This window comes from Thiohalocapsa marina (assembly GCF_008632335.1).
Lineage (GTDB): Bacteria > Pseudomonadota > Gammaproteobacteria > Chromatiales > Chromatiaceae > Thiohalocapsa > Thiohalocapsa marina.
In genome coordinates this window covers 74,004-96,744 of the sequence record NZ_VWXX01000003.1, presented here as the reverse complement: position 1 = coordinate 96,744, position 22,741 = coordinate 74,004, and the positions used below count along the sequence as shown (strand labels likewise).

General features: G+C 67.5%; 25 protein-coding genes. 15 read left to right on the top strand and 10 right to left on the bottom strand.

The window, feature by feature from the left end; genetic code table 11:
* Positions 1 to 5 precede the first annotated feature (5 nt).
* The 3 genes from F2Q65_RS03345 to cobJ are packed head-to-tail and all read left to right on the top strand — an operon-like array spanning position 6 to position 2,646.
* A complete protein-coding gene (locus F2Q65_RS03345) occupies positions 6 to 632 on the top strand; it encodes a precorrin-8X methylmutase (protein WP_150090407.1) in 627 nt (208 codons plus the stop codon).
* Between the two features lie 5 nt (positions 633 to 637).
* Positions 638 to 1,366, top strand: coding sequence for a precorrin-2 C(20)-methyltransferase (locus tag F2Q65_RS03340; protein ID WP_150090405.1), 729 nt, complete (start codon positions 638 to 640; stop codon positions 1,364 to 1,366).
* Positions 1,366 to 2,646, top strand: a complete 1,281-nt coding sequence (cobJ, locus tag F2Q65_RS03335; protein ID WP_150090403.1) for a precorrin-3B C(17)-methyltransferase — start codon at positions 1,366 to 1,368, stop codon at positions 2,644 to 2,646. The genes F2Q65_RS03340 and cobJ overlap by 1 nt, the downstream gene beginning before the upstream one ends.
* 61 nt (positions 2,647 to 2,707) lie before the next feature.
* Here cobJ and F2Q65_RS03330 read toward each other — a convergent pair whose 3' ends face one another.
* From F2Q65_RS03330 to tcuA, 3 genes are all read right to left on the bottom strand, one after another.
* The gene (locus F2Q65_RS03330) at positions 2,708 to 3,454 is read right to left on the bottom strand and encodes a cobalt-precorrin-6A reductase (protein ID WP_150090401.1); all 747 of its coding nucleotides are present in this window, start codon (positions 3,452 to 3,454) and stop codon (positions 2,708 to 2,710) included.
* Between the two features lie 71 nt (positions 3,455 to 3,525).
* Positions 3,526 to 4,662, bottom strand: coding sequence for a tricarballylate utilization 4Fe-4S protein TcuB (gene tcuB, locus F2Q65_RS03325; RefSeq protein ID WP_150090399.1), 1,137 nt, complete (start codon positions 4,660 to 4,662; stop codon positions 3,526 to 3,528).
* On the bottom strand, positions 4,649 to 6,148 hold the full coding sequence (gene tcuA, locus F2Q65_RS03320; protein WP_246155944.1) for an FAD-dependent tricarballylate dehydrogenase TcuA: 1,500 nt from the start codon (positions 6,146 to 6,148) through the stop codon (positions 4,649 to 4,651). Before tcuA ends, tcuB begins: the two co-directional genes overlap by 14 nt.
* A 192-nt stretch (positions 6,149 to 6,340) precedes the next feature.
* Here tcuA and cobM point away from each other — a divergent pair, with 192 nt between their 5' ends.
* The 7 genes from cobM to F2Q65_RS03285 all read left to right on the top strand — a co-directional run bounded on the left by cobM (position 6,341) and on the right by F2Q65_RS03285 (position 12,073).
* Positions 6,341 to 7,123, top strand: coding sequence for a precorrin-4 C(11)-methyltransferase (gene cobM / locus F2Q65_RS03315; protein WP_150090397.1), 783 nt, complete (start codon positions 6,341 to 6,343; stop codon positions 7,121 to 7,123).
* A 34-nt stretch (positions 7,124 to 7,157) separates the two neighbouring features.
* Positions 7,158 to 8,090 carry an adenosylcobinamide-phosphate synthase CbiB gene (gene cbiB / locus F2Q65_RS03310; RefSeq protein WP_246155943.1) on the top strand — a complete coding sequence of 311 codons (933 nt, stop codon included), beginning with the start codon at positions 7,158 to 7,160 and terminating at the stop codon, positions 8,088 to 8,090.
* Positions 8,091 to 8,110: 20 nt separating this feature from the next.
* Positions 8,111 to 8,770 (top strand): histidine phosphatase family protein, encoded by a 660-nt coding sequence (locus tag F2Q65_RS03305; protein ID WP_150090393.1) that lies wholly within the window; start codon positions 8,111 to 8,113, stop codon positions 8,768 to 8,770.
* Between the two features lie 21 nt (positions 8,771 to 8,791).
* The gene (locus tag F2Q65_RS03300) at positions 8,792 to 9,538 is read left to right on the top strand and encodes an adenosylcobinamide-GDP ribazoletransferase (protein WP_150090391.1); all 747 of its coding nucleotides are present in this window, start codon (positions 8,792 to 8,794) and stop codon (positions 9,536 to 9,538) included.
* A gap of 124 nt (positions 9,539 to 9,662) precedes the next feature.
* Positions 9,663 to 10,403, top strand: coding sequence for a transposase (locus F2Q65_RS03295; RefSeq protein ID WP_150090389.1), 741 nt, complete (start codon positions 9,663 to 9,665; stop codon positions 10,401 to 10,403).
* A gap of 157 nt (positions 10,404 to 10,560) precedes the next feature.
* Positions 10,561 to 10,851, top strand: coding sequence for a polyhydroxyalkanoic acid system family protein (locus F2Q65_RS03290; RefSeq protein WP_150090387.1), 291 nt, complete (start codon positions 10,561 to 10,563; stop codon positions 10,849 to 10,851).
* 271 nt (positions 10,852 to 11,122) lie between these two features.
* On the top strand, positions 11,123 to 12,073 hold the full coding sequence (locus F2Q65_RS03285; RefSeq protein ID WP_150090385.1) for a serine hydrolase: 951 nt from the start codon (positions 11,123 to 11,125) through the stop codon (positions 12,071 to 12,073).
* 52 nt (positions 12,074 to 12,125) lie between these two features.
* Here F2Q65_RS03285 and F2Q65_RS03280 read toward each other — a convergent pair whose 3' ends face one another.
* Together F2Q65_RS03280 and dapB are read right to left on the bottom strand one after the other, a co-directional pair.
* Positions 12,126 to 12,473, bottom strand: a complete 348-nt coding sequence (locus tag F2Q65_RS03280; RefSeq protein WP_150090383.1) for a helix-turn-helix domain-containing protein — start codon at positions 12,471 to 12,473, stop codon at positions 12,126 to 12,128.
* 151 nt (positions 12,474 to 12,624) lie between these two features.
* Positions 12,625 to 13,437: a 4-hydroxy-tetrahydrodipicolinate reductase gene (dapB, locus tag F2Q65_RS03275; protein WP_150090381.1), complete on the bottom strand. Its 813-nt coding sequence runs from the start codon at positions 13,435 to 13,437 to the stop codon at positions 12,625 to 12,627.
* 92 nt (positions 13,438 to 13,529) lie between these two features.
* Between dapB and F2Q65_RS03270 the strand changes: the two genes are divergently transcribed.
* The gene (locus F2Q65_RS03270) at positions 13,530 to 15,032 is read left to right on the top strand and encodes an AAA family ATPase (RefSeq protein WP_150090379.1); all 1,503 of its coding nucleotides are present in this window, start codon (positions 13,530 to 13,532) and stop codon (positions 15,030 to 15,032) included.
* A 107-nt stretch (positions 15,033 to 15,139) separates the two neighbouring features.
* Here the strand turns inward: F2Q65_RS03270 and F2Q65_RS03265 are convergent, their stop codons facing one another.
* Positions 15,140 to 15,406, bottom strand: a complete 267-nt coding sequence (locus F2Q65_RS03265; protein ID WP_342782211.1) for a hypothetical protein — start codon at positions 15,404 to 15,406, stop codon at positions 15,140 to 15,142.
* A 257-nt stretch (positions 15,407 to 15,663) separates the two neighbouring features.
* On the opposite strand from F2Q65_RS03265, the gene F2Q65_RS03260 reads away from it, so the two are divergent.
* Positions 15,664 to 16,968, top strand: a complete 1,305-nt coding sequence (locus F2Q65_RS03260) for a dicarboxylate/amino acid:cation symporter (RefSeq protein WP_150090375.1) — start codon at positions 15,664 to 15,666, stop codon at positions 16,966 to 16,968.
* 318 nt (positions 16,969 to 17,286) lie between these two features.
* On the opposite strand, the gene F2Q65_RS03255 is transcribed toward F2Q65_RS03260, so the two are convergent.
* Positions 17,287 to 18,753, bottom strand: a complete 1,467-nt coding sequence (locus F2Q65_RS03255; protein ID WP_150090373.1) for a glycosyl hydrolase family 57 — start codon at positions 18,751 to 18,753, stop codon at positions 17,287 to 17,289.
* A 103-nt stretch (positions 18,754 to 18,856) separates the two neighbouring features.
* Positions 18,857 to 20,047, bottom strand: a complete 1,191-nt coding sequence (locus F2Q65_RS03250) for a polysaccharide deacetylase family protein (RefSeq protein ID WP_150090371.1) — start codon at positions 20,045 to 20,047, stop codon at positions 18,857 to 18,859.
* 174 nt (positions 20,048 to 20,221) lie between these two features.
* On the opposite strand from F2Q65_RS03250, the gene F2Q65_RS03245 reads away from it, so the two are divergent.
* From F2Q65_RS03245 to pdxH, 3 genes are all read left to right on the top strand, one after another.
* Complete coding sequence (locus F2Q65_RS03245) at positions 20,222 to 20,458, top strand: hypothetical protein (RefSeq protein WP_150090369.1); 237 nt, start codon at positions 20,222 to 20,224, stop codon at positions 20,456 to 20,458.
* A gap of 201 nt (positions 20,459 to 20,659) precedes the next feature.
* Positions 20,660 to 21,139 (top strand): DUF2934 domain-containing protein, encoded by a 480-nt coding sequence (locus tag F2Q65_RS19865; RefSeq protein ID WP_246155942.1) that lies wholly within the window; start codon positions 20,660 to 20,662, stop codon positions 21,137 to 21,139.
* A gap of 40 nt (positions 21,140 to 21,179) precedes the next feature.
* On the top strand, positions 21,180 to 21,839 hold the full coding sequence (pdxH, locus tag F2Q65_RS03235) for a pyridoxamine 5'-phosphate oxidase (RefSeq protein ID WP_150090367.1): 660 nt from the start codon (positions 21,180 to 21,182) through the stop codon (positions 21,837 to 21,839).
* Between the two features lie 5 nt (positions 21,840 to 21,844).
* Here the strand turns inward: pdxH and F2Q65_RS03230 are convergent, their stop codons facing one another.
* Together F2Q65_RS03230 and F2Q65_RS03225 are read right to left on the bottom strand one after the other, a co-directional pair.
* Positions 21,845 to 22,411: a hypothetical protein gene (locus F2Q65_RS03230; protein ID WP_150090365.1), complete on the bottom strand. Its 567-nt coding sequence runs from the start codon at positions 22,409 to 22,411 to the stop codon at positions 21,845 to 21,847.
* Between the two features lie 12 nt (positions 22,412 to 22,423).
* Complete coding sequence (locus tag F2Q65_RS03225) at positions 22,424 to 22,711, bottom strand: encapsulin-associated ferritin-like protein (RefSeq protein ID WP_150090363.1); 288 nt, start codon at positions 22,709 to 22,711, stop codon at positions 22,424 to 22,426.
* Between the last annotated feature and the right edge of the window lie 30 nt (positions 22,712 to 22,741).

Genomic DNA, 22,741 nt, shown 5'->3' with positions numbered 1-22,741 from the left:
CCTCAATGATCGATTACATCCGGGATGGACAGGAGATCTACCGTCAATCCTTCGCCATCATCCGCGCCGAGGCCCGCCTGGACGCCATTCCGGCGGATCTGGAGGCGCTTGCGGTCCGCGTGATCCACGCCTGCGGCATGCCCGAGGTGATCGACGACCTGGCCTACTCCCCCGGTGCCGGTCAGGCCGGCCGCGACGCGCTGGAGGCGGGCGCCCCCATCCTGTGCGACAGCCAGATGCTGGCCTCGGGTATCACCCGCGCGCGGCTGCCCGCGGACAACCCGGTCATCTGCACCCTGCAGGATCCGGCCGTGCCCGATCTCGCCCGCCGCATCGGCAACACCCGCACGGCCGCCGCGCTGGAACTCTGGCGCCCCCGGCTCGCCGGCGCCCTGGTGGCCATCAGCAACGCCCCCACCGCCCTGTTCCACCTGCTCGAGATGCTTGACGCCGGGGCGCCCAGACCGGCCCTGATCCTGGGCTTTCCGGTGGGTTTCGTCGGTGCTGTCGAGTCGAAGCAGGCGCTTGCCGAGGACAGCCGGGGCGTGCCCTTCGTCACCCTGCGCGGGCGCCGCGGCGGCAGCGCCATGGCGGCCGCCGCCGTGAATGCCCTTGGCCGGGGCGACGCCTGAGCGATATGGGCAAGGGACGACTCTATGGCCTGGGCGTGGGACCGGGCGACCCCGAGCTCATCACCCTGAAGGCCCTGCGCTGTCTGCGCGCGGCCCCGGTGGTGGCCTACTATGTCGGCAAGGGCAAGCAGGGCAACGCGCTGACCAGCGCCCGGCCGCACCTGCACAAGGATCAGCTCCGCCTGCCGCTGGTCTACCCGGTCACCGGCAAGAAACCCGCGCCGCCCTACGACTACGAGGGGGTGATGCGCGCCTTTTACGACGATGCCGCCGAGCGCGTCGCGGCGCACCTGGACGCCGGGCGTGACGTCGCCGTGCTGTGCGAGGGAGACCCGTTCTTTTATGGCTCCTTCATGTACCTGCACGACCGCCTGGCGGAGCGCTTCGACACCGAGGTGGTGCCGGGGGTCTGCTCGGTGATGGCCAGCGCCGCGGTGCTGCGCACGCCGCTGGTCTACCGCGACCAACGCCTGCAGATCCTGGCCGGCACGCTGCCGGAAGACACCCTGACCGAGATGCTGTCGGGCGTGGAGGCCGCGGCGATCATGAAACTCGGCAGCAATTTCGAGAAGGTGCGTCGGGTCTTGAAACAGCTCGGCCTCGACACCCGGGCGCTCTATGTCGAACGCGCGACCATGTCCGGCGAACGGGTGCGAGCGCTGGCGGAGATCGAAGCCGACAGTGTGCCGTACTTCTCCATGATCCTGATCCCCGGCGAGCGCTGGCAAGGCTGATGGCAACACCGGACACCCTGCCCGTGCAGATCGTCGCAGACGATGCCGGCCATGCCCTGGCCAGACGCTTGCAAGCGCACCTGCATGAGCACGGGCACCCCGTTGCCGGCACCCGGCTCGGCCGCCCGTTGACGGCAGAGACATCGGCCGAGACACTGGTCGAGACATTGGCCGAGACGCTGGTCAGCACCTTTGCAGACATCTTGGCCGGCACCCCGGGCGAGGCACACCCCTGTGTGGTCATCGGCCCCGTGGAGACCATCGTGCGCAGCCTGGCCCAGGCCATGGCCCTGCGGCCGACGGCAGACGCATCGGCCCAGAGCGCGCCAGTAGCGGCGCCAGTGATCGCGGTCACCCCGGATGGCGCAACGGTGATCCCGCTGCTCGGCACCGGACCCGAGGCCGATGCACTGGCACACCGCATCGCCGAGGCACTGGGTACGACCCCGGTAGGCCTGGCGCACAAAAAGGCGCAGGCACAGCCGCAGCCCCGGCCCGGACGGCTTGCCGTGATCGGCCTCGGCCCCGGGTGCGCAGAGCTGATGGCCCCGGCGGTCAGGGACGAACTCACGCGCGCCCAGGACATCGTCGGATACACCACCTATGTGAACATGGCCGGCCCCTTTCGGCCGGACCAGCGCATCCTCGACTCGGATAACCGGGTCGAGATGGATCGCGCCCGCCTGGCCTTCGAACTGGCCGCCCAGGGCCGGCACGTGGTCGTGGTCTCGTCCGGCGATCCGGGCGTCTTCGCCATGGCCACGGCGGTGCTGGAGGCCCTGGACCGCTCCGGCGAGCCCGCCTGGAAGGCCGTGGAGCTCGTGGTGCTGCCGGGAATCTCCGCCGCCCAGGCCACCGCGGCGCGAATCGGCGCCCCGCTGGGCCACGATTTCTGCGTGCTGTCGCTGTCCGACAACCTCAAGCCCTGGGCAAGGATCGAACAGCGCCTGCAGCACGCGGCGCTGGCGGACCTGGTCATCGCCCTGTACAACCCCAGCTCCCGGGCCCGGCCATGGCAGCTGGCCCGCGCGCTCGACCTGCTACGGCGCTACCGTGCCCCGGCGACCCCGGTGGTGCTCGGCCGGGACGTGGGCCGCCCCGCAGAACAGGTGACCGTGACCACCCTGGAGCAGGTCCGCCCGGAGCAGGTGGACATGCGCACCCTGGTGATCGTCGGCTCGTCGCTGACGCGCCGGTTTCCGCGGGCGGACGGCGGCGATTGGGTCTACACGCCGCGCTGGTACCCCGACCGACCGCCGACGCCCCGATCCCACCCCTGAACCCCGGACGCTCAACCATCCGCCACGCGTGCCGTCGTGTGCGCGCCGGACTCAAGCGCCGTCAAAGCAGCGCCTCGACCCAGGCCACCGCCGCCTCCACCGACGACGCCGCCGGCAGCACCGGACGCTCCGGCCGCCGGCGCATGATCACCCGAACCCCCAACTCACGGGCCGCGACCAGTTTTGCCTGGGTGGCATCGCCGCCGCTGTTCTTGCAGACCAGCGCGTCGATCCGGTGATGACGAAGCAGCGCGCGCTCGCCCTCCAGGTCGAACGGGCCCCGCGCCAGCAGCAACCGGCAGGCATGCAACGGCGGCATGGGATCCGGCGGCGTCACGGCGCGGACCAGGAACCAGGTGTCATCCAGTGCGGCAAAGGGACCCAGATCCTGGCGCCCCACCGCCAGGAAGACCCGGCGCGCGCCGCCGCACCGCAGCGCCGCGACGGCCTGCTCCCAGTCCGCGACCGATTCCCAGCGATCTTCCGGCGCCGCGACCCAGGGCGGACGCTCCAGCCGCAGCAGCGGCACACCCGCGGCGGCACACCCGCGCTGCGCGTTCCAGCCCATGGTGGCGGCGAAGGGATGGGTGGCATCGACGACACCCTGAATGCCCTGCTCGCGCAGATAGGCCCGCAGGCCCGCGCTGCCGCCAAACCCACCGATGCGCGACTCCCCTGCCGGCAGGCGCGGCTGGCTGGTGCGTCCCGCCAGCGAGGTCACCACCCGCAGACCGGCGCGCAGCGCCAGCGCCTCGGCCAGCCTGTAGGCCTCCGTGGTACCCCCAAGGATCAGGATGTTCCGGTTCATAGCGTTCTGTTGCAATCGAGATCTCGCTGTTCGCGGGTTGGGTGTCGGCGCTGCGGAGACGCCGTGACGGATCACACCTGCTGGCGCCCGGCACGCTCCAGCGCCTCGGCCAGCAGGGACAGCAAGCGATAACCCGCATGCACGAACTTGCTGTAGGGCAACAGCAGAAAGAAGGCCAGCACAGTGCCGAGATGGACCGCCAGCAGCACCCCCATGGCCGGCGTGGCGCGCAGGGCCAGCAGGACCAGCCCGGTGACGGCGACCAGGAACAACAGCCCCAGAAAGGCCAGATCCAGGCTGCGGGCCTCGGCATCGGTGGGGCTACGGTCCTCCCGGCGTTTCAGCCGGGCCAGCCCGACCACCGCACAGGTCATGGCCAGGCCGCCACAGGTGCCCAGCAGCACCGGCGCGCTGAGCAACGGATAAGGTGCCTGCCAGCCAAGCACATGATGCTGGAAGGTGGCGGCCAGGGTGGCGGCAAAACTGAGCAGCAGCCCCACCAGCAGGGTCTGGTGCAGGCGGCGGCGAAGATGCGAGGCGCGGTCATCCAGGTCATTGCAGCCGGGCCCGCCGCCACGCAGATTGCGCATCACCACCACATCGTGCAGCGCGGACCCCAGCGCGCGCCATGATACGGACCCCGGGGGCGCGATGGCGCGCCAGTACCTGCGCAGGCTCAGGCCGATGGACAGCATCGCCCAGCCCAGGGGCAAGAACCCGATCAGCACCATGCCCCACCAGGGCAGGATCCGGTAGAAGGCGCCGGTCCCTGATTGAACGCCGGAATGGGCGCTGAACAGCACCTCGGACGGCACGCTCATCCAGACCAGCCACAGCAGCAATCCGATAGCGCCGACGCTGACCAGTGACGCCGTCAGCACGCCGTGGCGAAAGGCGGCGGCCAGCCAACCGGACCAGGTCCCGGGCCAGAGCCGTTCCACATAGCTGCGCTGGCGCATGCGGGCCAGCGTCTTCGGCACATTCACGCCGAAGGCATGCGGCGGCGCGTACTGACAGGCATACAGGCAGTTGCGACAGCCGTGGCAGAGGTGCGCCAGATGCTCCAGATCCACCGCCGTGGCGGCGGGACGCCGCTTCGACGCCTCGAACAGGTCGCAGAAGCCGTTGCAGTAGCCGCAGGCGTTGCAGATGCCCAGCACGCGGCGCGCCTCGGCCCGGGTGTCATGCAGGCACTCATCCGACGACATGCCGCGCCGCCTCCTCGCCGGCCAGGCGCCCGAAGACGACACCGATGGACATGGCCAGCCCCGACAGATACCCACGGGGCATGAGGTTGGGCGCCATGATCATGCCGGCCGCGAACAGATTCTCCACCACACCGCCGTCCTCCAGCCGGACGCGGGTGTCGGCATCCACGGCCACCCCATGATAGGTAAAGGTGATACCCGGGCGCATGGGATAGGCGCCGAAGGGCGGCTCGGTCAGTGGCAGGGCATGCCGGGATTTTGGCGGCGTCAGCCCCTCGGTATGCCAGCCGGCGACGTCCTCGTCGCCCGCGGCCGGCGGACGCACGGCAGCATTGTACTCCGCCAGCGTCTTCTCGAGGGCCGCCCGCGGGATCGACAGTGCCGCGGCCAGCGCGTCGACATCGTCGGCCAGCAGCGGCGGATACAGCGACGGCGGCGCCCCGCGCAGCCCCTGCCCGTCCAGGATGACATGGGCGATCTGGCCCGGGCAGTCCGCCAGCCGACGCCCCCAGAGGGCATAACGGGTGGAGGCGGTATCGCCGCCCTCGTCATGGATGCGCCGTCCCGTGCCGTCGACGACGATCCCGGCCGGCATGCAGCGCACCCGCGTCACGATCCCCCCGTCATCCGCCGGCGAGCGGGCATCCACCGCCACCAGATAGGCCCCGTCGGGATCCCCCGCCGCCCGGACGCCATCGCGCAATAGGCAATGCAGCACCTCGCCGGTCGCATGGGGCGTACCGCGATTGATGAAGCCGTCCGCGGCATCGCCCCAGCGGGAGCGCAGCCAGGCGCGGTTTGCCTGTGCGCCACCGCAGCAGACCACCACCGCGCGCGGCCGGAGCCTGGTTCGTTCGCTGGCTCTGGTGCTGGTGCTGGTGCTGGTGCTGGCGCTGGCGCTGGCGCAGTCGACCCAGGCCAGGCGGCCCCGTTCCAGCTTCAGGTCGGTTACACCGCAGCTGTAGCGGATGTCCACCCCAAGGGCCTCGGCGGCGGCATAAAGGCGGTTCAGCATGGCGGTGCCGCCACCCAGCAGGAAGGCGGTCTTGCGCGATCGTGGCAGCACCCCGCTCGCGACCGGCTGGAACTGCACACCGGCAGCCGCAAGCCAGTCGGTGCTCCGGGCCGAGTGCTCCACCAGCAGCCGGGCCAGGGCCGCATCTGCCGAGCCGCCGGTGGCGCGCTGCAGATCGGCGCAGAACTCATCGCGGTCGTAACATCCCGGCGACAACGGCGTCGGCACCTCATGCCGGATCCGGAGATTGCGCGAATGCCGGGTGTTACCGCCCCGCAGCCAGCGTGGCGCCTGCTCCAGCAGCAACACCCCGGCCCCGCCCCGCCGCGCCGCAATGGCGGCACACAGCGCCGCCGTGCCGCCGCCGACGACCAGGACATCGGGCTGTTCCGGCAGGTCATGACCTGCTGCGGCAGTGGCGCCGGGGGCGCCCATGACAGCCGGGCGACAGATGCGAAGGTGCGGGAGCAATGACAAGGCTCGGCCGGGGCGCAACAGAACGAAATTGCACCACTATAACCGCAAGACGGTTTGACAACACGCCGAGCCGGCGCGAAGAATGCTTGGCTCGACTGAACGCCGCATCCCGAGGAGCCAAAATCATGAACCGGTCCGATCAACGCTGGTACCGATGGCCGCAGACGCCGAACCGGAGACCTGCCCATGGGTAAGGTCTGGTTCGTGGGGGCGGGCCCCGGTGCCCCGGATCTGATCACCGTGCGCGGCGCACGGCTGCTGGCCGAGGCCGACGCCATTCTCTACACCGGCTCGCTGGTGGCGAAGACCGTGCTGGAATGGGCCGGCAAGGACTGCGAGATCGCCGATTCCAAGTCCATGGACCTGGCCCAGGTCACGGACTGGCTGCTGGACCGCGCGCGCCGCCACACCACCGTGGTGCGCCTGCAGACCGGCGACCCGACCCTGTACGGGGTGCTGGCGGAACTGGCGCGCCCCCTCGACGCCGCGGGGATCCCCGTCGGCATCGTCTCTGGCGTATCGTCCGCCATGGCCTCGGCGGCGGCGGCGGGGGAGTGCCTGACGTTGCCCGAGGTGACCCAGACGGTCATCTTCACCCGTCTGTCCGAGCGCACCCGCATGCCGGAGGAGGAGTCCCTGGCCTCCCTGGCCGCCCATGGCTGCACCCTGTGCCTGTTCCTGTCCATCGAACGCATCGAGGCGGTGGCGGCCCAGTGCATCGAGGCCGGCTGGGCGCCCACGGCCCAGGTCGTGGTGGTGCACAAGGCAACCTGGCCCGACGAGGAACAGGTACTGCGTGGAACGCTGACGGACATCGCCGAACGCTGCCGCGCAGCAGGCATCGACCGCCAGGCGCTGATCCTGCTCAGCCCGGCCCTCGGCGCCCGCACGCGCACCGACAGCCACCCCTCCAAGCTCTACGACGCCGCCTTCCCGCGTCGTTTCCGACCCGCCCGCAAGGCACCGTGAACATGGCTGGCCCCGTCGGCGCATGATCGCATCCATGGCGTTCGTGCTCGCGGCCTGCCTGCTGGATGTCGCGCTGGGCGATCCGGTCTATCGCTGGCATCCGGTGCGCCTGATCGGGCACCTGATCGAGGCCTTCGAGCGACCGCTCTTCGCCGTCGGACTGGATGGCCGACTGGGGGGCGTACTGCACTGGCTGCTGGTGGTCGCCGGCGCGCTGGGTGCCTGGCTGCTGCTGCGTGCCGGACTCGGCGCGCTGCACCCCTGGCTCGCCCTGCTGTGGGATCTCTACCTGGCCTACAGCCTGTTGGCCCTGCGCGGCCTGGCGGAACAGGGCTGGCTGATACTGAAAGACCTGGACGACCTGCCTGCCGCGCGCCGGCATCTGAAGGCGCTGGTGGGGCGGGACACCAAGCCACTGCAACGCGACGGCATCGTCCGTGCCACCATCGAGAGCCTGTCCGAGAACCTGACCGATGCGGTGCTGACCCCGCTGTGGGCCCTGTGCCTGTTCGGCCTGCCGGGGCTGATCCTGGTGAAGACGATCTCGACGCTGGACTCCATGGTGGGCTACCGCAACGCGCGCTACGCCCGGTTCGGCTGGGCGGGTGCGCGCAGCGATGACCTGGTGCACTGGCTGCCGGCGCGCCTGTCGGTGGTGGTCATCGCCGCCGCGGCGGCCATGCTGCGGCTGCATCCCCGGCTCGCCCTGCGGGCCGCCTGGCGCCACCACCACCGGCTGCCGAGCCCCAACTCCGGCTGGAGCGAGGCCGCCTTCGCCGGCGCCCTGCGGGTGCGTCTGCTGGGCCCGGTCTGGCGCAAGGGACGGCTGGTCAACACCGAGTTCATGGGCGAGCCTGACTGGCCGGCGGATCTCGGCGCCGCGGACCTGCGGCGCGCCTTGATGTTGCTGGTGATCTGCTGCGTCATCGCCGTCGCCCTTGGACTGGCCCTGGTCGGCACTGGATGACAACAGGGGCGAGCGCAGGCATGAGCGAACAGTTTATCGATCTGTTGCGCCACGGCGAGGTGCAGGGCGGAGCCTGCTTTCGCGGGGATCGCGACGATCCCCTGACCCCGGCCGGCTGGGGGCAGATGCGCCAGGCAACGGCCACGGACGGCTCCGCCTGGGGCCGGGTCATCAGTTCGCCCGCGCGCCGCTGCAGCGACTTCGCCCGCCATCTGGCCGATACCGCAGGGCTGCCGTTCGAGACCCGCACGGCGTTTCGCGAGCGCGGCTTCGGCGACTGGGAAGGCCTGACCGCGGCGCAGATCCCGGCGGAGGCCCTGGACGCCTTCTGGTCCGATCCGGTGGGCTACACGCCACCCGGGGCCGAGCCCTTCGACGCCTTTCGCACCCGGGTGCTGGACGGCTGGCGCGACCTTCAGCAGCCCCAGCCTTCCAATTGGGCACCCGGCCGGCCCTACAGCTCGCCGCCCAGCTCGTCGCCCAGCCCGCCACACAGTCTGCTGGTCACCCACGGTGGGGTCATCCGCATGCTGGTGGCCGAAGTACTGCGCATGCCCCCGGATGCCGTGCTGCTGCTGGAGGTACCCCACGCCTGCCTGACCCGAATCCGCGTGCCGGCCCGGCCCTGGCGGCCGAGCCTGGTCTTTCATCGGACCCCGTCGCCCGCGGCACCGTCCTGAAACCGACCACGAACACCACCCATGTCTCTACGTCCACTCTGGATCGCCGGCCGCTTCCTGTCCCGACTCCCGTTCCCGGATCCCGGCCCGGTGGAACCGAAGGAGACCGGCCGCTCGGTCCCCTGGTATCCCGTCATCGGGCTGCTGATCGGGTTGCTCGTCGCGCTGGTGGCGGCCGGGCTCGCCGGCCTGGGTGTCGCCGCGGACGTGGCCGCGGCGCTTGCGCTCATGGTCTGGGTCTGGGCTACCGGCGCCATCCATCTGGACGGCCTGGCGGACAGCGCCGATGCCTGGATCGGTGGCCTCGGCGATCGGGAACGCACCCTTGCCATCATGAAGGACCCCACCAGCGGCCCCGCCGCCGTCACCACGCTGGTGCTGGTGCTGCTTGCCAAGTGGGCGGGCTTGAAGACGCTCATCGCCGCTGGCGCCCCCTGGCTGGTGCTGGTGGTGCCGCTGCTGGGACGCGCGCAGTTGCCGCTGCTGCTGCTGACCACCCCCTATGCCCGTGCCCAGGGCATGGCCGGGGACCAGTCCCGGCAGCTACCCCGCAGCACCGCCCGGTCAGCCGTGGTCCTTGCTGCCATTGCCGCCCTGCTGCTGGCGGGCTGGCCCGGGCTGGCACTGGCTGCGGGCGCGCTGGCGGTGTTCGTGCTCGGCCGCCGGGCCATGCTGCGCCGCATCGCCGGCTTCACCGGCGATACCGCCGGGGCGCTGGTGGAGCTCACCGAGACCCTGTTGATCCTGCTCTGCGTGGTGCTGCTCTGACCCGTGACCCGGGTCGGCGGGGAGGCGGAACGCTCCCCATTGATCGTCTATACTCGTCAGACACCCCGGCCCAGCGCGGTCCGGCCGGGCCAGCCCGCAACGACAAGAACGAGCGAGTTTCACCATGGCACGCCTACCCCGATTCCGCCTCCCGGACTATCCGCAACACGTCATTCACCGCGGTAGCGATCATCTGGCGATCCTGCGCGACGAGGAGGACTACTGGGTCCTGTGGGGTGTGCTGCACGATGCCTGCGACAGGTTTGCATGCGAGATCCACGCCTATGTGCTGATGCCGAACCATTTTCACCTGCTGCTGACCCCCCGCCGGGAGGACGGCGTCGGCAAGCTCATGCAATGCGCCGGCAGGCAGTACGTGCACCACTTCAACCAGCGCTACGGGCGCAGCGGGACCCTGTGGGAGGGTCGCTATCGCGCCACCGTACTGGATCCGGACGCCTATCTGCTCGCCGCCTGCCGCTATATCGAGCTGAATCCGGTGCGGGCCGGCCTGGTTGCCGGGCCAGACGAGTACGACTGGTCCAGTCACGCGGCCAATGCACTCGGCAACGAGGATGAACTGGTGCAGCCCCATGCCGTCTACCGGCAGCTCGGGCGCTCCGCCAAGGCGCGGCGCGACGCCTATCGCACCGGCTTCGGCACCCCGTTGAGCGCCGACTTCATCAAACGGCTCCGCGATGCGACGAATAAGGCCTGGGTGCTGGGCGACGCGGCCTTCTGCCACGACATAGAGGCGCGGCTGAACCGGCGTGCGCTACCGCGGGAACGGGGCGGTGACCGTCGCTCGGCGGCCTATCGTCGCGCCGCGGCAACCGGCGCTGCTGCCGCCACCGGCCATCGCTGACGGCACGCGGCGCAACCCCGGCACACCGGGCACCGACGGCAGGCCGGGCCGTCACCACGCGGCTGACCTGCGCCGCGGGTTGCGTATATGATGTCAAGAACCACGCCTTGCGCCGATCGCAAGACGAAAACAAGGCAAACACAGAGACAGTCAAAGCATGTCGAATATCCGAGTGACGCGGGAGCACCGCCTGGGCCTGGAACTTGCGCGCCAGGAGGTCGAGCGCATCGCGCAACGGGTGCACGCCGATTTCGGTGCCGAGTACGCCTGGGAGGGCGATACGCTCTCCTTTGCGCGCACCGGCATCTCCGGCTTGATCACCGTCACCGACGACTGCCTGGAACTCGACATCAAGCTCGGCTTTCTGCTGTCGGCGCTGAGAGGACAGATCGAGCATGGTATCGTCAGCAAGATCGACGAGCGCCTAGCCCGGTACGACAGTGAATAGCGCCTGAACACATCCGCCGAAGTCTCTCCGAAACAAGCGCTTTTTGCGCATTCCCCTTGTCTTTGCCAAGGCGGCCGCCTATGCTTTGGCTTGCCAAGAATAAAGGGGGCCTGACTGCGTCGGGGCCGCATCGTCAGCGATGCGCTCGTGCAGGGCAGTGCGTGCCCCCGTGCTAATTCCGGCCCGGCGAGCCAGTCGGCCTGCCAGTCGACACGCAAGCCAGCAACCGAACCAGCAAGCTGGCGAATCAGCCTGTCCACAGGGGGTCTTCATGAACGCGCTTCACTCATCCATCGACTCGCGGGAGCCCGGCCATGCGCCCATCCTGCACAGTCGACGGGACTTTCTCCTCACAACGGCGCTGGCAACGGGCGGCCTGCTGCTTGGCGCCCCCGGTCTGGCCGACGCAGGACAGACCTCTTCGCTGGAACGCCAGGTGGAATCGCTGGTCAAGCGGATGCGGGCCCAGGGCCGCATCCGGGCCGACGAGAAGACCTCCTGGTCGGTCTACGACTTCACCAGCGGCGACAAGCTGGTGTCCATCAACGAGGAGATACCGCGCCAGGCGGCGAGCATGATCAAGCCGTTCGTGGCCCAGGCCTTCTTCTATACCGCCAAGGCCAAGGGCTCGCGACTGCGCTACACCAGCTCGATCCGCGACACCATGGAACGGATGATCCGGCGCAGCAGCAACAGCGCCACCAACGAGATCATGCAGATCGTCAGCCGATACAACGGCAATACCGGGCCGCGGGCGACGGAGGCCGTGCTCAAGCGTTACGCAGGGGGCATCTTCGTTCAGACCAGCATCGTCGAATACATACCCAGCAACGGCCGCACCTACCGGAACAAGGCCTCGGCGCGCGACTACAGCCGCTTCCTGTATGCGGTGTGGAACAAGCGCACGCCCTATGCCCGCGAGATGCTCGAACTGATGGCGCTGCCCAATAACGACCGCATCACCCGGGGCGTGAACAACATCCCGTCGCATGTGAAGGTCTACGACAAGACCGGCTCCACCGCGCGACTGTGCGGCAACATGGGGGTCATCGAGTGCAAGGACCGGCGCGGCCGGCCACGGCCCTACACCTTCATCGGCATCATCGAAAAGGGCAAACGCACCGGGGCCTACAGCACCTGGATCACCGAGCGCAGCGATTCCATTCGCGAAGTGTCCGGACTGGTCTATCGCTACATGCGCGATCATCACCGCCTGGCGTAGAGCCTCACCACGGCGGCGGTATCATCGGGCTGCAGACGGGCTCAGTATTGCCCTAGGTCAAGCCGTTCTGGTAGTCCGCGGTGGCAATGATGGTGCGCTTGCCGCGTCCGTCTGCCTGACGGTAGTAGGTGATCAGGCGCTGCTCATCGGGCGACAGGGTGGGATCCTCGTCCACGCACAGCAGGTAGGCGGCGGTGACCGCGCCCAGGGCATCGGCCAGCACCTGAGCCCCTTCCAGACTCAGACGCCGGATGCCCTGCTCGTAGTTGCTGATGCGCGACTTGCTGAATGCGCCACCGGTCAGGTCGGACAATTGCGACAGGCTGAGCCCGCGATCGTTGCGAATGGAGCGCAGGCGGTCGCCGATGCGGCGGTTGAGGGGAGGGAATTTATCGCTCATGGCTTCGATCCAAAGGTACACAAAGACTGAAGTTTACACGAACAGCCAAAGAGTGCGCTACACGAATCGGCGAATTTTGCCGCAGCGAACGTCCCGAAACCCCTTACACCCGACCAGCAAACAGGCGCAACGGACAGCCCGGAAAGCACCGTCAGTCCCGCAGCCCCAGCACGTCCTGCATGTCGAACTGCCCGCGCTCACGGTCGGCGATCCAGCGCGCCGCACGCGCCGCCCCCCGCGCAAAGGTCATGCGGCTGCTGGCCTTGTGCGCGATCTCTATCCGCTCTCCGTCCGCCGCGAACCAGACACTATGCTCGCCGACGACATCGCCGGCGCGAATGGTTTCGAAGCCGATGGTCTGGCGTTCGCGCGGACCGGTCTGCCCCTGCCGCCCGTAGACAGCCACCGCGTCCAGGTCCCGGTCCAGGGCGGCGGCGATGATCTCGCCCATGCGCAGGGCCGTGCCCGACGGGGCATCGACCTTGTGGCGGTGATGCGCCTCGATGATCTCGATGTCGACCTCGTCGCCCATGACCCGGGCCGCCAGGTCCAGCAGCTTGAAGCAGAGGTTGACGCCGACGCTCATGTTGGGCGCGTAGACCAGGGCCGTGTCGATGGCGGCCTCGCTCAGCGTCTCGCGCTGTGCCGGACCCAGCCCCGTGGTGCCGACCACCATGCGGCAGCCGGCATCGCGACAGAGTCGGACGTGGTGCATGGTCGCATCCGGCGTCGTGAAGTCGATCAGCACGTCGAAATCAGCCAGCACCTCGTCCAGATCCGGCCGGATGGGCGCACCCACGGGCCCGATCCCCGCCACCTCGCCCACATCCACCCCGACCAGGCCGCTGCCGGCATGCTCCGTCGCAGCACTCACAACCAGCCCCTGGGCCTGATGCACCGCGGCCACCAGGGTACGCCCCATGCGACCGCCGGCACCGGCGATCCCGACTCGAATCTGCTCCACGTCACTCCCTCCATATTCCGCCGACGTTCGCCGAAGCCCGTTACAATACCCGACAGCCCGATCCGGGAGAAGTAGCAACGGAGACACCGGCGATGCGCGTTCAAGGCCGCAAGACACTGCAGACAATCTCGCGCGGCTTGCGCTCGCGCTACCCGATCTTCTACCTGCTCGGCTGGGAAGAGGACCGGATGGAACAGCTGCTGGGCTCGGTGGCCGGCAGCTACTACGGCGCGGACGACCGCTTCGTGGTCTGGACCGCGACCGGTGGTTTCAGCCAGGCCGTGACAGCCAACAACGGCACGCAGACCGACCCCGTCGCCGCCCTGCGCGCCATCGCGGACAGCGACCGCGAAGCCATCTACCTGATGAAGGACCTACCCGCCTGGCTGGACGACAACCCGGCGCTGGTGCGCGCCGTCCGCGACCTCTACTACCGCCTGCGCAACCGCAACACCCATGTGTTTCTGAGCTACCCCCAGCTCGTGCTGCCGGAGATCCTGAAAAAGGAGGTCTTCGTCATCGACATGGACCTGCCCTCGGAGCCGGAGATCCTGGAACGGCTGGAACAGGGACCCCATGCGGACGATGCCACCCCGGATCAGCGTTATCGCTTCGCCGCCGCCATGCGCGGCCTCTCCCTCAACGAGGTGGAGCATCTGCAGGCGCGCCTGTTCCGCGGCAGGTCTGTGGATACCGATCTGGCCCTGCGGGAGATCCTGGAAGAAAAGGCGCAACTGCTGCGCAAGGAGAGCTGCCTGCAGTTCTATCCGCACCAGGGCGCCCTGGAGGACATCGGCGGCCTGGAGAACCTCAAGGAATGGGTGACCAAGCGCAAGGACATGTTCTCCGAGAAGGCCCACCAGTCCGGCGTTCCCCTGCCCTCCGGCGTGCTCTTCATGGGCATCTCCGGCTGCGGCAAGAGCCTGGCGGCCAAGGCCATTGCCGCGGCCTGGAACCTGCCCCTGGTACGCATGGACATGAGCCTGGTGCTGTCCGGCAGCTATGGCGCGCCGGAATACGCCTTTGCCCATGCCACGCGCATGGCCGAGGCGGTGGCACCGGTGGTGCTGTGGGTGGACGAGATCGAGAACAGCTTCGGCTACGACGACCAGGCCGGAGGCAGCGGCGGCGGCAACATCAACATCTTTTCCAGCTTCCTGACCTGGCTGCAGGAAAAGGCCCCAGGGGTATTCGTCGCCGCCACGGCCAACCGCATCCAGTCGCTGCCGGCCGAACTGATGCGCAAGGGCCGTTTCGATCAGCTGTTCTTTCTGGATCTACCGCACAAGGACGACCGCAAGCAGATCTTCCGCATCCATATCCGCAACAACGGCGCCGATCCGACCGAGTTCAATCTGGACTACCTGGCGGCCAGCACCCCGGAATGGAGTGGCGCCGAGATCGAACAGGCAGTGAAGGCTGCCCGCGTGGACGCCTATCAGGAAGACCGCGCCTTCAACGAGCGCGACCTGGTGAACAACATTGTCAGCACGATACCCCTGTCACGCACCATGGTGGAGCAGATAAAGGCCCTGCGGGAGTGGTGCCACAAGCGCGCCATCAACGCCTCGCGGCCGGCGGTGCCGGATGCCTGAGCCGGATGCCTGAACCGAAAAGCTGAAACGGCGCCCTGAACCAGAGCCCTCAACCATAAGAGCAATGGTTCAGCACGCTGAACCAGGGCAACGGGTCCGACGCCGGCTCACCAGGGGCGATAGGTCAGCCCAGGGATGCTGTGCTCGTCGAACGACGCCGGCAGCGTGCGCACCAGGTCCTCGAGCTCGGTACGGTCGACATAGCGGCCATAAGATGCCTTGGCTGCGTCGATCGGCACCTCCACATAGTAACGCTGATGGTCCGGCTCCGGCAGCACCTGCAGGATGTGATCACTGTCGTCGATGATGCCGAGATAGTCGTCTTCGGACTGCAGACGGTCGAGCATCTGCTCGCAGATCGCCTTCGCCGACATGGCGACTGCGCTGGCGGACGAGACGCACTCGCCCGAGCGATTGATAAGATAGAAGACCCGAAAGTGCATAGCGGCACCGCCACAGAAAACCGCCCGAACGCCTGCATCCCTGCACGCACCCGGTGCGCGAACCAGCCTGCACCGGGCGCCAGCCCCGACGATTGCCCGGGCCGACTGGCCGTTTCCGCAGGCCATACCCGGCGGATCATAGCATCTTGCCGATGCGCTGGATATTCGTTAACCGCAAGGAACCCGACATGAAAAAGGCCAGGTCGAAACCGGAACTCAAGCTGCATTGGCAGATCCTGATCGCGCTCGCCCTGGCCGTGGCCATCGGCCTGATGGTCGGTCAGGACAGCGCCCTGTTCGGCATCACCTTCTATGCCGTGTTCGACTTCGTCGGACAACTGTTCCTGAACGCGCTCAAGATGCTGATCGTGCCGCTGATCCTGTCGTCGATCATCGTCGGCATCGCCAGCGTGGGCACCACCGACAACCTGGGCCGGCTCGGCGGCAAGACCATCGGCTACTACGCTGCCACCAGCCTGCTGGCCATCCTGGTGGGCCTGACCGCAGTCAACCTGATCCAGCCGGGGGTCGTCGACGGCAGCCCGCAGGAGGTCTTCGGCCTGAGCGCGGACGCCGCAGAACTGGAGGAGCGGTTCGCCGACAAGGGCAGTGACGACATCGTGGCGATCTTTCTGCGCATGATCCCCACCAACATCGTCGCCGCCGCCAGCGACGGCCAGATGCTCGGCCTGATCTTCTTCAGCCTGCTGTTCGGCTTCTTCATCACCCGCGTCGCCAACCAGTACGCGGAGGCCCAGTACAACTTCTGGGAGGGCGTCTTCCAGATCATGATGAAGATCACCGATCTGATCATGAAGTTCGCCCCCATCGGCGTCTTCGCGCTGGTGGCGCAGACCGTCGCCAGCACCGGTCTGGCGGCCTTCGTGCCCCTGGCCAAGTTCTTCTTCACCGTGGTGATCGCGCTGGCGGTGCACTTCCTGATCGTGCTGCCGCTGTTGTTGCGCTTCGTCGGCAAGGTGAGCCCGCTGCGCCATTACCGTGCGCTGAGCCCGGCGCAGCTGACGGCATTCTCCACTGCGTCGTCATCGGCGACCCTGCCCATCACCATGGACTGCGTCGAAAAGAACGCCGGCGTCTCCAACCGCACCACCAGTTTCGTGCTGCCGCTGGGGGCCACCATCAACATGGACGGCACGGCGCTGTACGAATGCGTTGCCGTGCTGTTCATCGCCCAGGCCTACGGCATCGAGCTGGGCCTGGCCACCCAGTTCACCGTCGTGCTGCTGGCGCTGCTGACCTCCATCGGTGTCGCCGGCATCCCCGCCGCCAGCCTGGTGGCCATCGCCATCATCCTGTCCGCCGTCGGGCTGCCGCTGGAAGGCATCGGCCTGATCCTGGCCGTGGACCGCATCCTCGACATGATGCGCACCGCAGTGAACGTCACCAGCGACTCCTGCGGCGCTGTCATCATCGCCAAGTCAGAGGGCGAGGAAGGCATACTCGAAGATGGCCTGGCCCGCAACGACGCCTAAAACGCGGCGACGGAACAGAGTCGACGAGCAGCACTTTTTGGCCGCAGCGTGAGCGGATATGCACACCGACGAAGGCTCGCGCGCCTGATGGCTGTCAGCCCGGTGCGGCAGGCCAAAACGGCAGGCTGGCGACTGCGCCTGGCCTGCTGCTCGCTTGCCGGCTCCAGCAGACGCCGAATCACCTCGCAAGACCGGTGACGGAACGCCAGGAAGGGTGCTTCATGCACCACGGCGGGCCGCCCACCGGTACGACCGGCGCCGATCGAAATGGCCGAAGGAGCCCCTGATTTGGCCTCCTGGCCAAAGATCAGCATTTCCCTAACCCGCCATGTCCTCCACGATGGCCTTCGCCCGCCGGCAGATCTCGCGACCGTAGTCGGTCCATTCGCCCTGGCCCCAGTAGCGGTAGCAGCTGGTCTGGGAACTCATCAGATGGAAGAGCGCGTTGCGGTAGCGCGGGTCATTGGTGGGAATGCCGGCCTTGAGTACCTGCTCGTTGAAGCGTGAACTGGCCTCTTCCATGGGCCCAAGCACGTTTTCATAGCCCTTCACCCAGGACAGATCATTGGTCCAGCTGCCGCCGTCCATGTGGAACTGGTGATCCTCCTGCTTGAGTGCCTCGATGACGGCGGACAGCTTGTCCGGGCCGTCGCCGGGCTGCATCCGCTGCCAGATCTTGCCCTGCTGCACTGGACGGATCTCGGTGAGGTCGCTCTCCTTGATGCCGGCGGCAAAGAGCTGCTCGATGTATTCGCTGCCGTTCATCAAGGGCACATCACCGCCGGAGGCGGCGCGCACCACCTCGAAGAACTTGTCCGGGAACTCGTTCATCATCACGCCGCCGTTCTCGCCGTCGGCGATCTGGGTGACCAATGGGGGCACCGACCGGCCGGCCAGCTCCCAGCGTGACAGGCTCTGCGCCTCGTACCAGGGCTGCATCTGGGCCACCAGCTTGGTATCCGAGCCCTGGGTCTTGACCAGCGCGAGGATGCTCGCGGTCTCGCCGTGGGAGTTGGTGCAGACCAGGCGATGCGGCAGATGGGCCCGCTCCGGATGATGGCCGTTGCTGACCTGCTCGACCGAGTGCTCCTGCACCAGGACCCATTGATAGCCGCAGTCCTTCAGGGTCTTGACGAACTCATAGGCGACATCCGGGTGATTCGGCAGCGCCATCTCCGAGGGTGAGAAGCCGCGCACCCGCTCCAGGGCCTGCAGCCCGAAGATGGCGGCGAAGTGGTGCTGGAAGGCCTGCACGTGCAGCCGGTAGTCCTGCACCGGCGTCGAGGGCGCCACCGCATGGCCCCAGGGCATGCCGAGCCATTCCACCGCCCAGTTGTACTCCGGGTTCTGGGTGATGCCCTTGAGCGCGTCGATCACATGATCCTCGCCCATGGCACGCAGGCCATGCAGCAGGGTGCCGGAGTACTCCAGCATCACCCGTGGCGACTTGCCCTCGCCGATCAGCTGCGGGATGAACTCGCCCATGCGCTTGTAGCACCAGACGAAGACCGGCGCGTTGTGATTATCGCCAATGCCCTGGTTGTCCATCATGTGCTTGAGGTTGCTGATGATGGCTGCGGTCTGCAGGTCGCCGCCACCGGCCGGGATCAGCGGTTGATGCTGGTGCAGCGCGATCGCAGCGGCGGCGCGGATGGACCCGAAGTCGACGCCGCCCGGCGATTGCGACAGGGATTTGGTTTGGCCGGCTGCCATGGCGGCGGCCACGGCCTGCTCCTGGCCAGAGATGTTCGGCAGTCCATCAACGTATTCGGGAAATTGCGACATGGGGGGCTCTCCTGCGTAGACCTAGGGCGTGGACCTGAGGCTGTGATTAGGCAGTGTGATTTCAGGCTTGAATGTCATGTGAAAGACGGCAGGGGCTGGCTGTTCAGGCGAGCTGCGTCATTCTGCCCCGGGCCGTCTCCAGAGCGTCTTCCGCCGCGTCCAGGTCCACCTGTGCGCGCTCGACCCAGGCCTCGCCCCAGTAGATGTTGCAGCTGGTCTCGGCGCGCAGCAGCCGCCAGCGGGCCTGCTCCAGCGCGGCAATCAGCTCGGCATCGTAGGGTGCACCCGCGGCGGCCTGCTCCGAGAGCTTGTGCAATCGGGCGCTGACATCGGCATAGCGCGACAGCGTGCGGCGCTGGGCCAGGGAACCGGTCCACTGGGTAAAGCCCTTGCCGTGATGCCAGCCGGTGTTCCAGGCGCCGGTCCTGACGCGGACTTCGCCATGGGTGCCGTGGGCGTCCAGGTAGTCGGAGATGAAGGTCGGCCGGAGGTCGGCCGCGCCGGCGCGGATGCGCTCCAGCAGCGGCAGATAGAAGGCGCTCCAGAAATTGGCCCCTTCGGTGACGTTGCGAAACCAGCCGCCGTTTTCGCCATCCGTTGCCGTGGTCACCAGCGGCGGAAAATCACACCAGCGTGTCCGCGCCTCCATCTCGTTCAGGAACCAGTCCAGCTCCATGCCGGATTCCTGGGCATCGGACAGCTCGCGATCGCGCACCACGACGATGATCTCGTCGTCGCCATGGCGCGCCACATGTGGCCGATAGCGCAGCTCGGGCCAGCTCATGTCGGTCACCGGCTCTACATGCTCGCTGTCCACCAGGACGTAGCGATAGCCGAAGGCCCGCAGCAGCGGGATCAGCTCCATGGAAAAGCCCATTTCCGGCGGCCAGAACCCATTGAACCGCGGGCGCCAGAACAGGTGGCCGGCGATGCCCTGCCAGCGCTGCAAATGCTCGGCCCGATCGGCGGACGGGATCAGCGGCAGCACCGGATGGTAGTAACCGGTGCCCAGGATCTCGATGAGGCGTTCGTTCTGCAGATGCCACAGCAGGGCACCGCAGTCGACGGTGCCGTAGACGCGGGCCTGAAAGTCGGGGTCGGACAGCGTCTCCAGCAAGGTGCCGGACATGGACAGATGCACCCGACCCAGATCCTCCTGGCCCCAGAGACTGCGCGGGATGCGATCCATGGCGAACAGGATCTCACGCGCCTCCCAGGGCTGGTCGGCGAGCAGACCTTCCAGGTTTCCGGCAGGCTGGTGCAGATTCAGCACCAGGGCATGATAGGCGTGCATGGGGAACCACCTCTCCCGGTTGACGCGCGGGCCACGACCGGCGCCCGCGGAACCGAATGATACCGGAATCGGCGACCTCTGCGTGCCGCTGGCACTTGACCCCTGTCGGTCAAAGTGACAACTTTCAACCAAGCCGCCGCATCCGGCCCCATGTATCTCCGGTGCATCACGCCCATGCCGCACGTCATCATCGATCCCGAATCCCGGTCCCTGAGCGAACGCTTTGCGCTGATCCGCTCGCCGGGCCGACGCAGCGCCCGCTTTCCGGAAGGCTGCGTCACCCTGGTGGACACCGAGGCCGAGGCCATCCAGGGCCGCGATCCCGCGCGCAAGCTGGTGCCGGCGGTGGTCTATGGTCCTTCCCCCTCGTCCGAGGGGCAGCGCCTGTACTACCTGGTTCGCTGGCTCTAGCTGATCGGCTGGCCGGGATTGCCTGGCTGGGGCGACAGCGGCTCAGAAGCCCATCGAACTGTTCGGTTTTCTGGCGCCGTCGTGTATCCTTCGGCTTGGCAAGCCGGGGCATGAGGCCGCACCCCGCGGCATCGGCATCCACCTCGACCCTGGCGCGAGGGCAGCAACAACATCCCGCAAAACAGAGGCGAGTGAGCGACGATGGCTGAAGAAACGAAGGTCGTGACCAAGAAGACCCAGGCGAAGAAGGCCACCGCGGCCGTCAAGAAGACGGCGACGCGCACCCAGGCGACTGCATCCGGCACCGCCGCCAAGAAGGCCGTGGTGAAGAAGACCACGTCAAAGGCGCCGACGACCGGCCCAGGCACGAAAAAGACGGCCACCGGAAAGGCCACCCCGAAGAAGGCTGCCGCCACAGCCGCGGCACCACACTCCACCGAGGCCCCGGCCAGGGCTGCAGCACGCCCCGCCGCACCGCGGCGGGAGCGACCGGTCACACTGACCCCGTCCGCCCCGGCTTCGTCTGCCGAACCAAGCGCCGAGGAGCGCTACCGGATGATTGCCGACGCGGCTTACTATCTGGCAGAGAAACGCAACTTCGCGCCCGGCCATGAACAGGAGGATTGGCTCGCCGCCGAGGCCGAGGTGGATGCACTGCTGCGTAAGCGTCGCGGCGCCTGAAACCAACCGGAAACCGATCCCACACGCTCGCCACGCAGCCATGTCCAGTCCCGACACGACCAATCCCGATCCGGCCGAGTTTCGCGCGCGCGCCATGGCCGAGGGCCTGAACCGCGCGGATCTCGACCCAGACCCCGTCGAACAGTTCCGGCGATGGTACACCCAGACCATCGAAACCCGGCTGCCGGAGCCGAACGCGATGTCTCTCGCCACCGTGGACGCCGACGGCCAACCGACATTGCGCACCGTGCTGCTGAAGTTCTACGACACCCAAGGCTTCGTCTTCTTCACCAATTATCACAGCCGCAAGGCGCGCCAGATCGACGCCAACAACCGGGTGGCGCTGCTGTTTCCGTGGGTTGCGCTGGCCAGGCAGGTCAAGATCACCGGCCGCGCCGCACGCATCAGCACGCTGGAATCACTGAAGTACTTCGCCACGCGGCCCCGGGGCAGCCAGATCGGCGCCTGGTCATCGCCCCAGAGCGAAGTCATCACCTCTCGCACCATGCTGGAGCAGAAGGTGGACCAGATGAAGCGCAAGTTCGCCCAGGGCGAGGTGCCGCTGCCGGACTTCTGGGGCGGCTACCGGGTGGTACCTGACACCATCGAGTTCTGGCAGGGGCGCGACAGCCGTCTGCACGACCGTTTTCGCTACAGCAAGGGCGCCGGCGGCTGGTCCGTCGAGCGGCTGGCGCCCTGACGGGCTCAGTCCCGCGCTCCCCGACGCACGACCAAGGTCACGGCTACGCCAGCCATGCCGATGCCGATGAGTGTCAGCAGCATCGCATTGTTGTTGAGGAAACCGATACCAACGGCACTACCCACCAGGAACAGTCCGAATATGCCCATCTTCCAGTCCAGATAGATACCGGACAGGATGGCTGCGAGCGCGAGCATGTAGGCAACCACGAAGCCATGGGTCTGGGCATCGAGGAAGTGCTCCATGGTGGGCACGAACAGCAGGAAGGTGACCAGCATCAGGGCGCCCCAGTGCAGGACCTGTTGCGTCAGATAGCGCGCCCGGGAGATCCGCGTCTGGCTCCAGCCGCCGATCACCGACACCAGGCCGACGACGGGCAACAGATATTGCCAGTACTTGCTGGCCTTGTCCGGATCACTGTCGGTGAGGGCCACGAGCCAGATGGTCGCGGCATAGATCAGGATGTAGGGGGAATTGATCAGCAAGACGCGAAGCCAGGTTGGCGCGCTGGAATTCTGGCCCATGCCGGCCCCCGTGGTGGTACCCGTCGGTGCATTCATGGTGTCTGACACGGCAAAGACTCCTCAATGATGCGCAATCGGCTTGCTGGTGAACAGATAGTCCTTAAGCTCCTTGTCGAAGCCGGGGTCCTTGCGCCGAATCCATTCCAGCACCATGGCGGCATGCTCCTTTTCCTCGTCGCGGTTGTGCGCCAGGATCGCGCGAAGATCCTCGTCCTTGCAGGCATCGACGCGCTGGTTGTACCAATCCACCGCCTCCAGTTCTTCCATCAATGAAATGATGGCGCGATGCATGTCACGCGTCTCGTCGGAAAGCTCCTCGACCGGTTCGTGATACCCCTCGTTGGCCATGCTCGATCTCCATTGCAATGGGTTCAATCA

What these genes read in the sequence shown, in the direction of transcription:
- F2Q65_RS03345 (WP_150090407.1), top strand. Translation starts at nt 6, where the DNA reads ATGATCGATTACATCCGGGATGGACAGGAGATCTACCGTCAATCCTTC.
- F2Q65_RS03340 (WP_150090405.1), top strand. Translation starts at nt 638, where the DNA reads ATGGGCAAGGGACGACTCTATGGCCTGGGCGTGGGACCGGGCGACCCC.
- cobJ (WP_150090403.1), top strand. Translation starts at nt 1,366, where the DNA reads ATGGCAACACCGGACACCCTGCCCGTGCAGATCGTCGCAGACGATGCC.
- F2Q65_RS03330 (WP_150090401.1), bottom strand. Translation starts at nt 3,454, where the DNA reads ATGAACCGGAACATCCTGATCCTTGGGGGTACCACGGAGGCCTACAGG.
- tcuB (WP_150090399.1), bottom strand. Translation starts at nt 4,662, where the DNA reads ATGTCGTCGGATGAGTGCCTGCATGACACCCGGGCCGAGGCGCGCCGC.
- cobM (WP_150090397.1), top strand. Translation starts at nt 6,341, where the DNA reads ATGGGTAAGGTCTGGTTCGTGGGGGCGGGCCCCGGTGCCCCGGATCTG.
- cbiB (WP_246155943.1), top strand. Translation starts at nt 7,158, where the DNA reads ATGGCGTTCGTGCTCGCGGCCTGCCTGCTGGATGTCGCGCTGGGCGAT.
- F2Q65_RS03305 (WP_150090393.1), top strand. Translation starts at nt 8,111, where the DNA reads ATGAGCGAACAGTTTATCGATCTGTTGCGCCACGGCGAGGTGCAGGGC.
- F2Q65_RS03300 (WP_150090391.1), top strand. Translation starts at nt 8,792, where the DNA reads ATGTCTCTACGTCCACTCTGGATCGCCGGCCGCTTCCTGTCCCGACTC.
- F2Q65_RS03295 (WP_150090389.1), top strand. Translation starts at nt 9,663, where the DNA reads ATGGCACGCCTACCCCGATTCCGCCTCCCGGACTATCCGCAACACGTC.
- F2Q65_RS03290 (WP_150090387.1), top strand. Translation starts at nt 10,561, where the DNA reads ATGTCGAATATCCGAGTGACGCGGGAGCACCGCCTGGGCCTGGAACTT.
- F2Q65_RS03285 (WP_150090385.1), top strand. Translation starts at nt 11,123, where the DNA reads ATGAACGCGCTTCACTCATCCATCGACTCGCGGGAGCCCGGCCATGCG.
- F2Q65_RS03280 (WP_150090383.1), bottom strand. Translation starts at nt 12,473, where the DNA reads ATGAGCGATAAATTCCCTCCCCTCAACCGCCGCATCGGCGACCGCCTG.
- F2Q65_RS03270 (WP_150090379.1), top strand. Translation starts at nt 13,530, where the DNA reads ATGCGCGTTCAAGGCCGCAAGACACTGCAGACAATCTCGCGCGGCTTG.
- F2Q65_RS03265 (WP_342782211.1), bottom strand. Translation starts at nt 15,406, where the DNA reads ATGTCGGCGAAGGCGATCTGCGAGCAGATGCTCGACCGTCTGCAGTCC.
- F2Q65_RS03260 (WP_150090375.1), top strand. Translation starts at nt 15,664, where the DNA reads ATGAAAAAGGCCAGGTCGAAACCGGAACTCAAGCTGCATTGGCAGATC.
- F2Q65_RS03255 (WP_150090373.1), bottom strand. Translation starts at nt 18,753, where the DNA reads ATGTCGCAATTTCCCGAATACGTTGATGGACTGCCGAACATCTCTGGC.
- F2Q65_RS03250 (WP_150090371.1), bottom strand. Translation starts at nt 20,047, where the DNA reads ATGCACGCCTATCATGCCCTGGTGCTGAATCTGCACCAGCCTGCCGGA.
- F2Q65_RS03245 (WP_150090369.1), top strand. Translation starts at nt 20,222, where the DNA reads ATGCCGCACGTCATCATCGATCCCGAATCCCGGTCCCTGAGCGAACGC.
- F2Q65_RS19865 (WP_246155942.1), top strand. Translation starts at nt 20,660, where the DNA reads ATGGCTGAAGAAACGAAGGTCGTGACCAAGAAGACCCAGGCGAAGAAG.
- pdxH (WP_150090367.1), top strand. Translation starts at nt 21,180, where the DNA reads ATGTCCAGTCCCGACACGACCAATCCCGATCCGGCCGAGTTTCGCGCG.
- F2Q65_RS03225 (WP_150090363.1), bottom strand. Translation starts at nt 22,711, where the DNA reads ATGGCCAACGAGGGGTATCACGAACCGGTCGAGGAGCTTTCCGACGAG.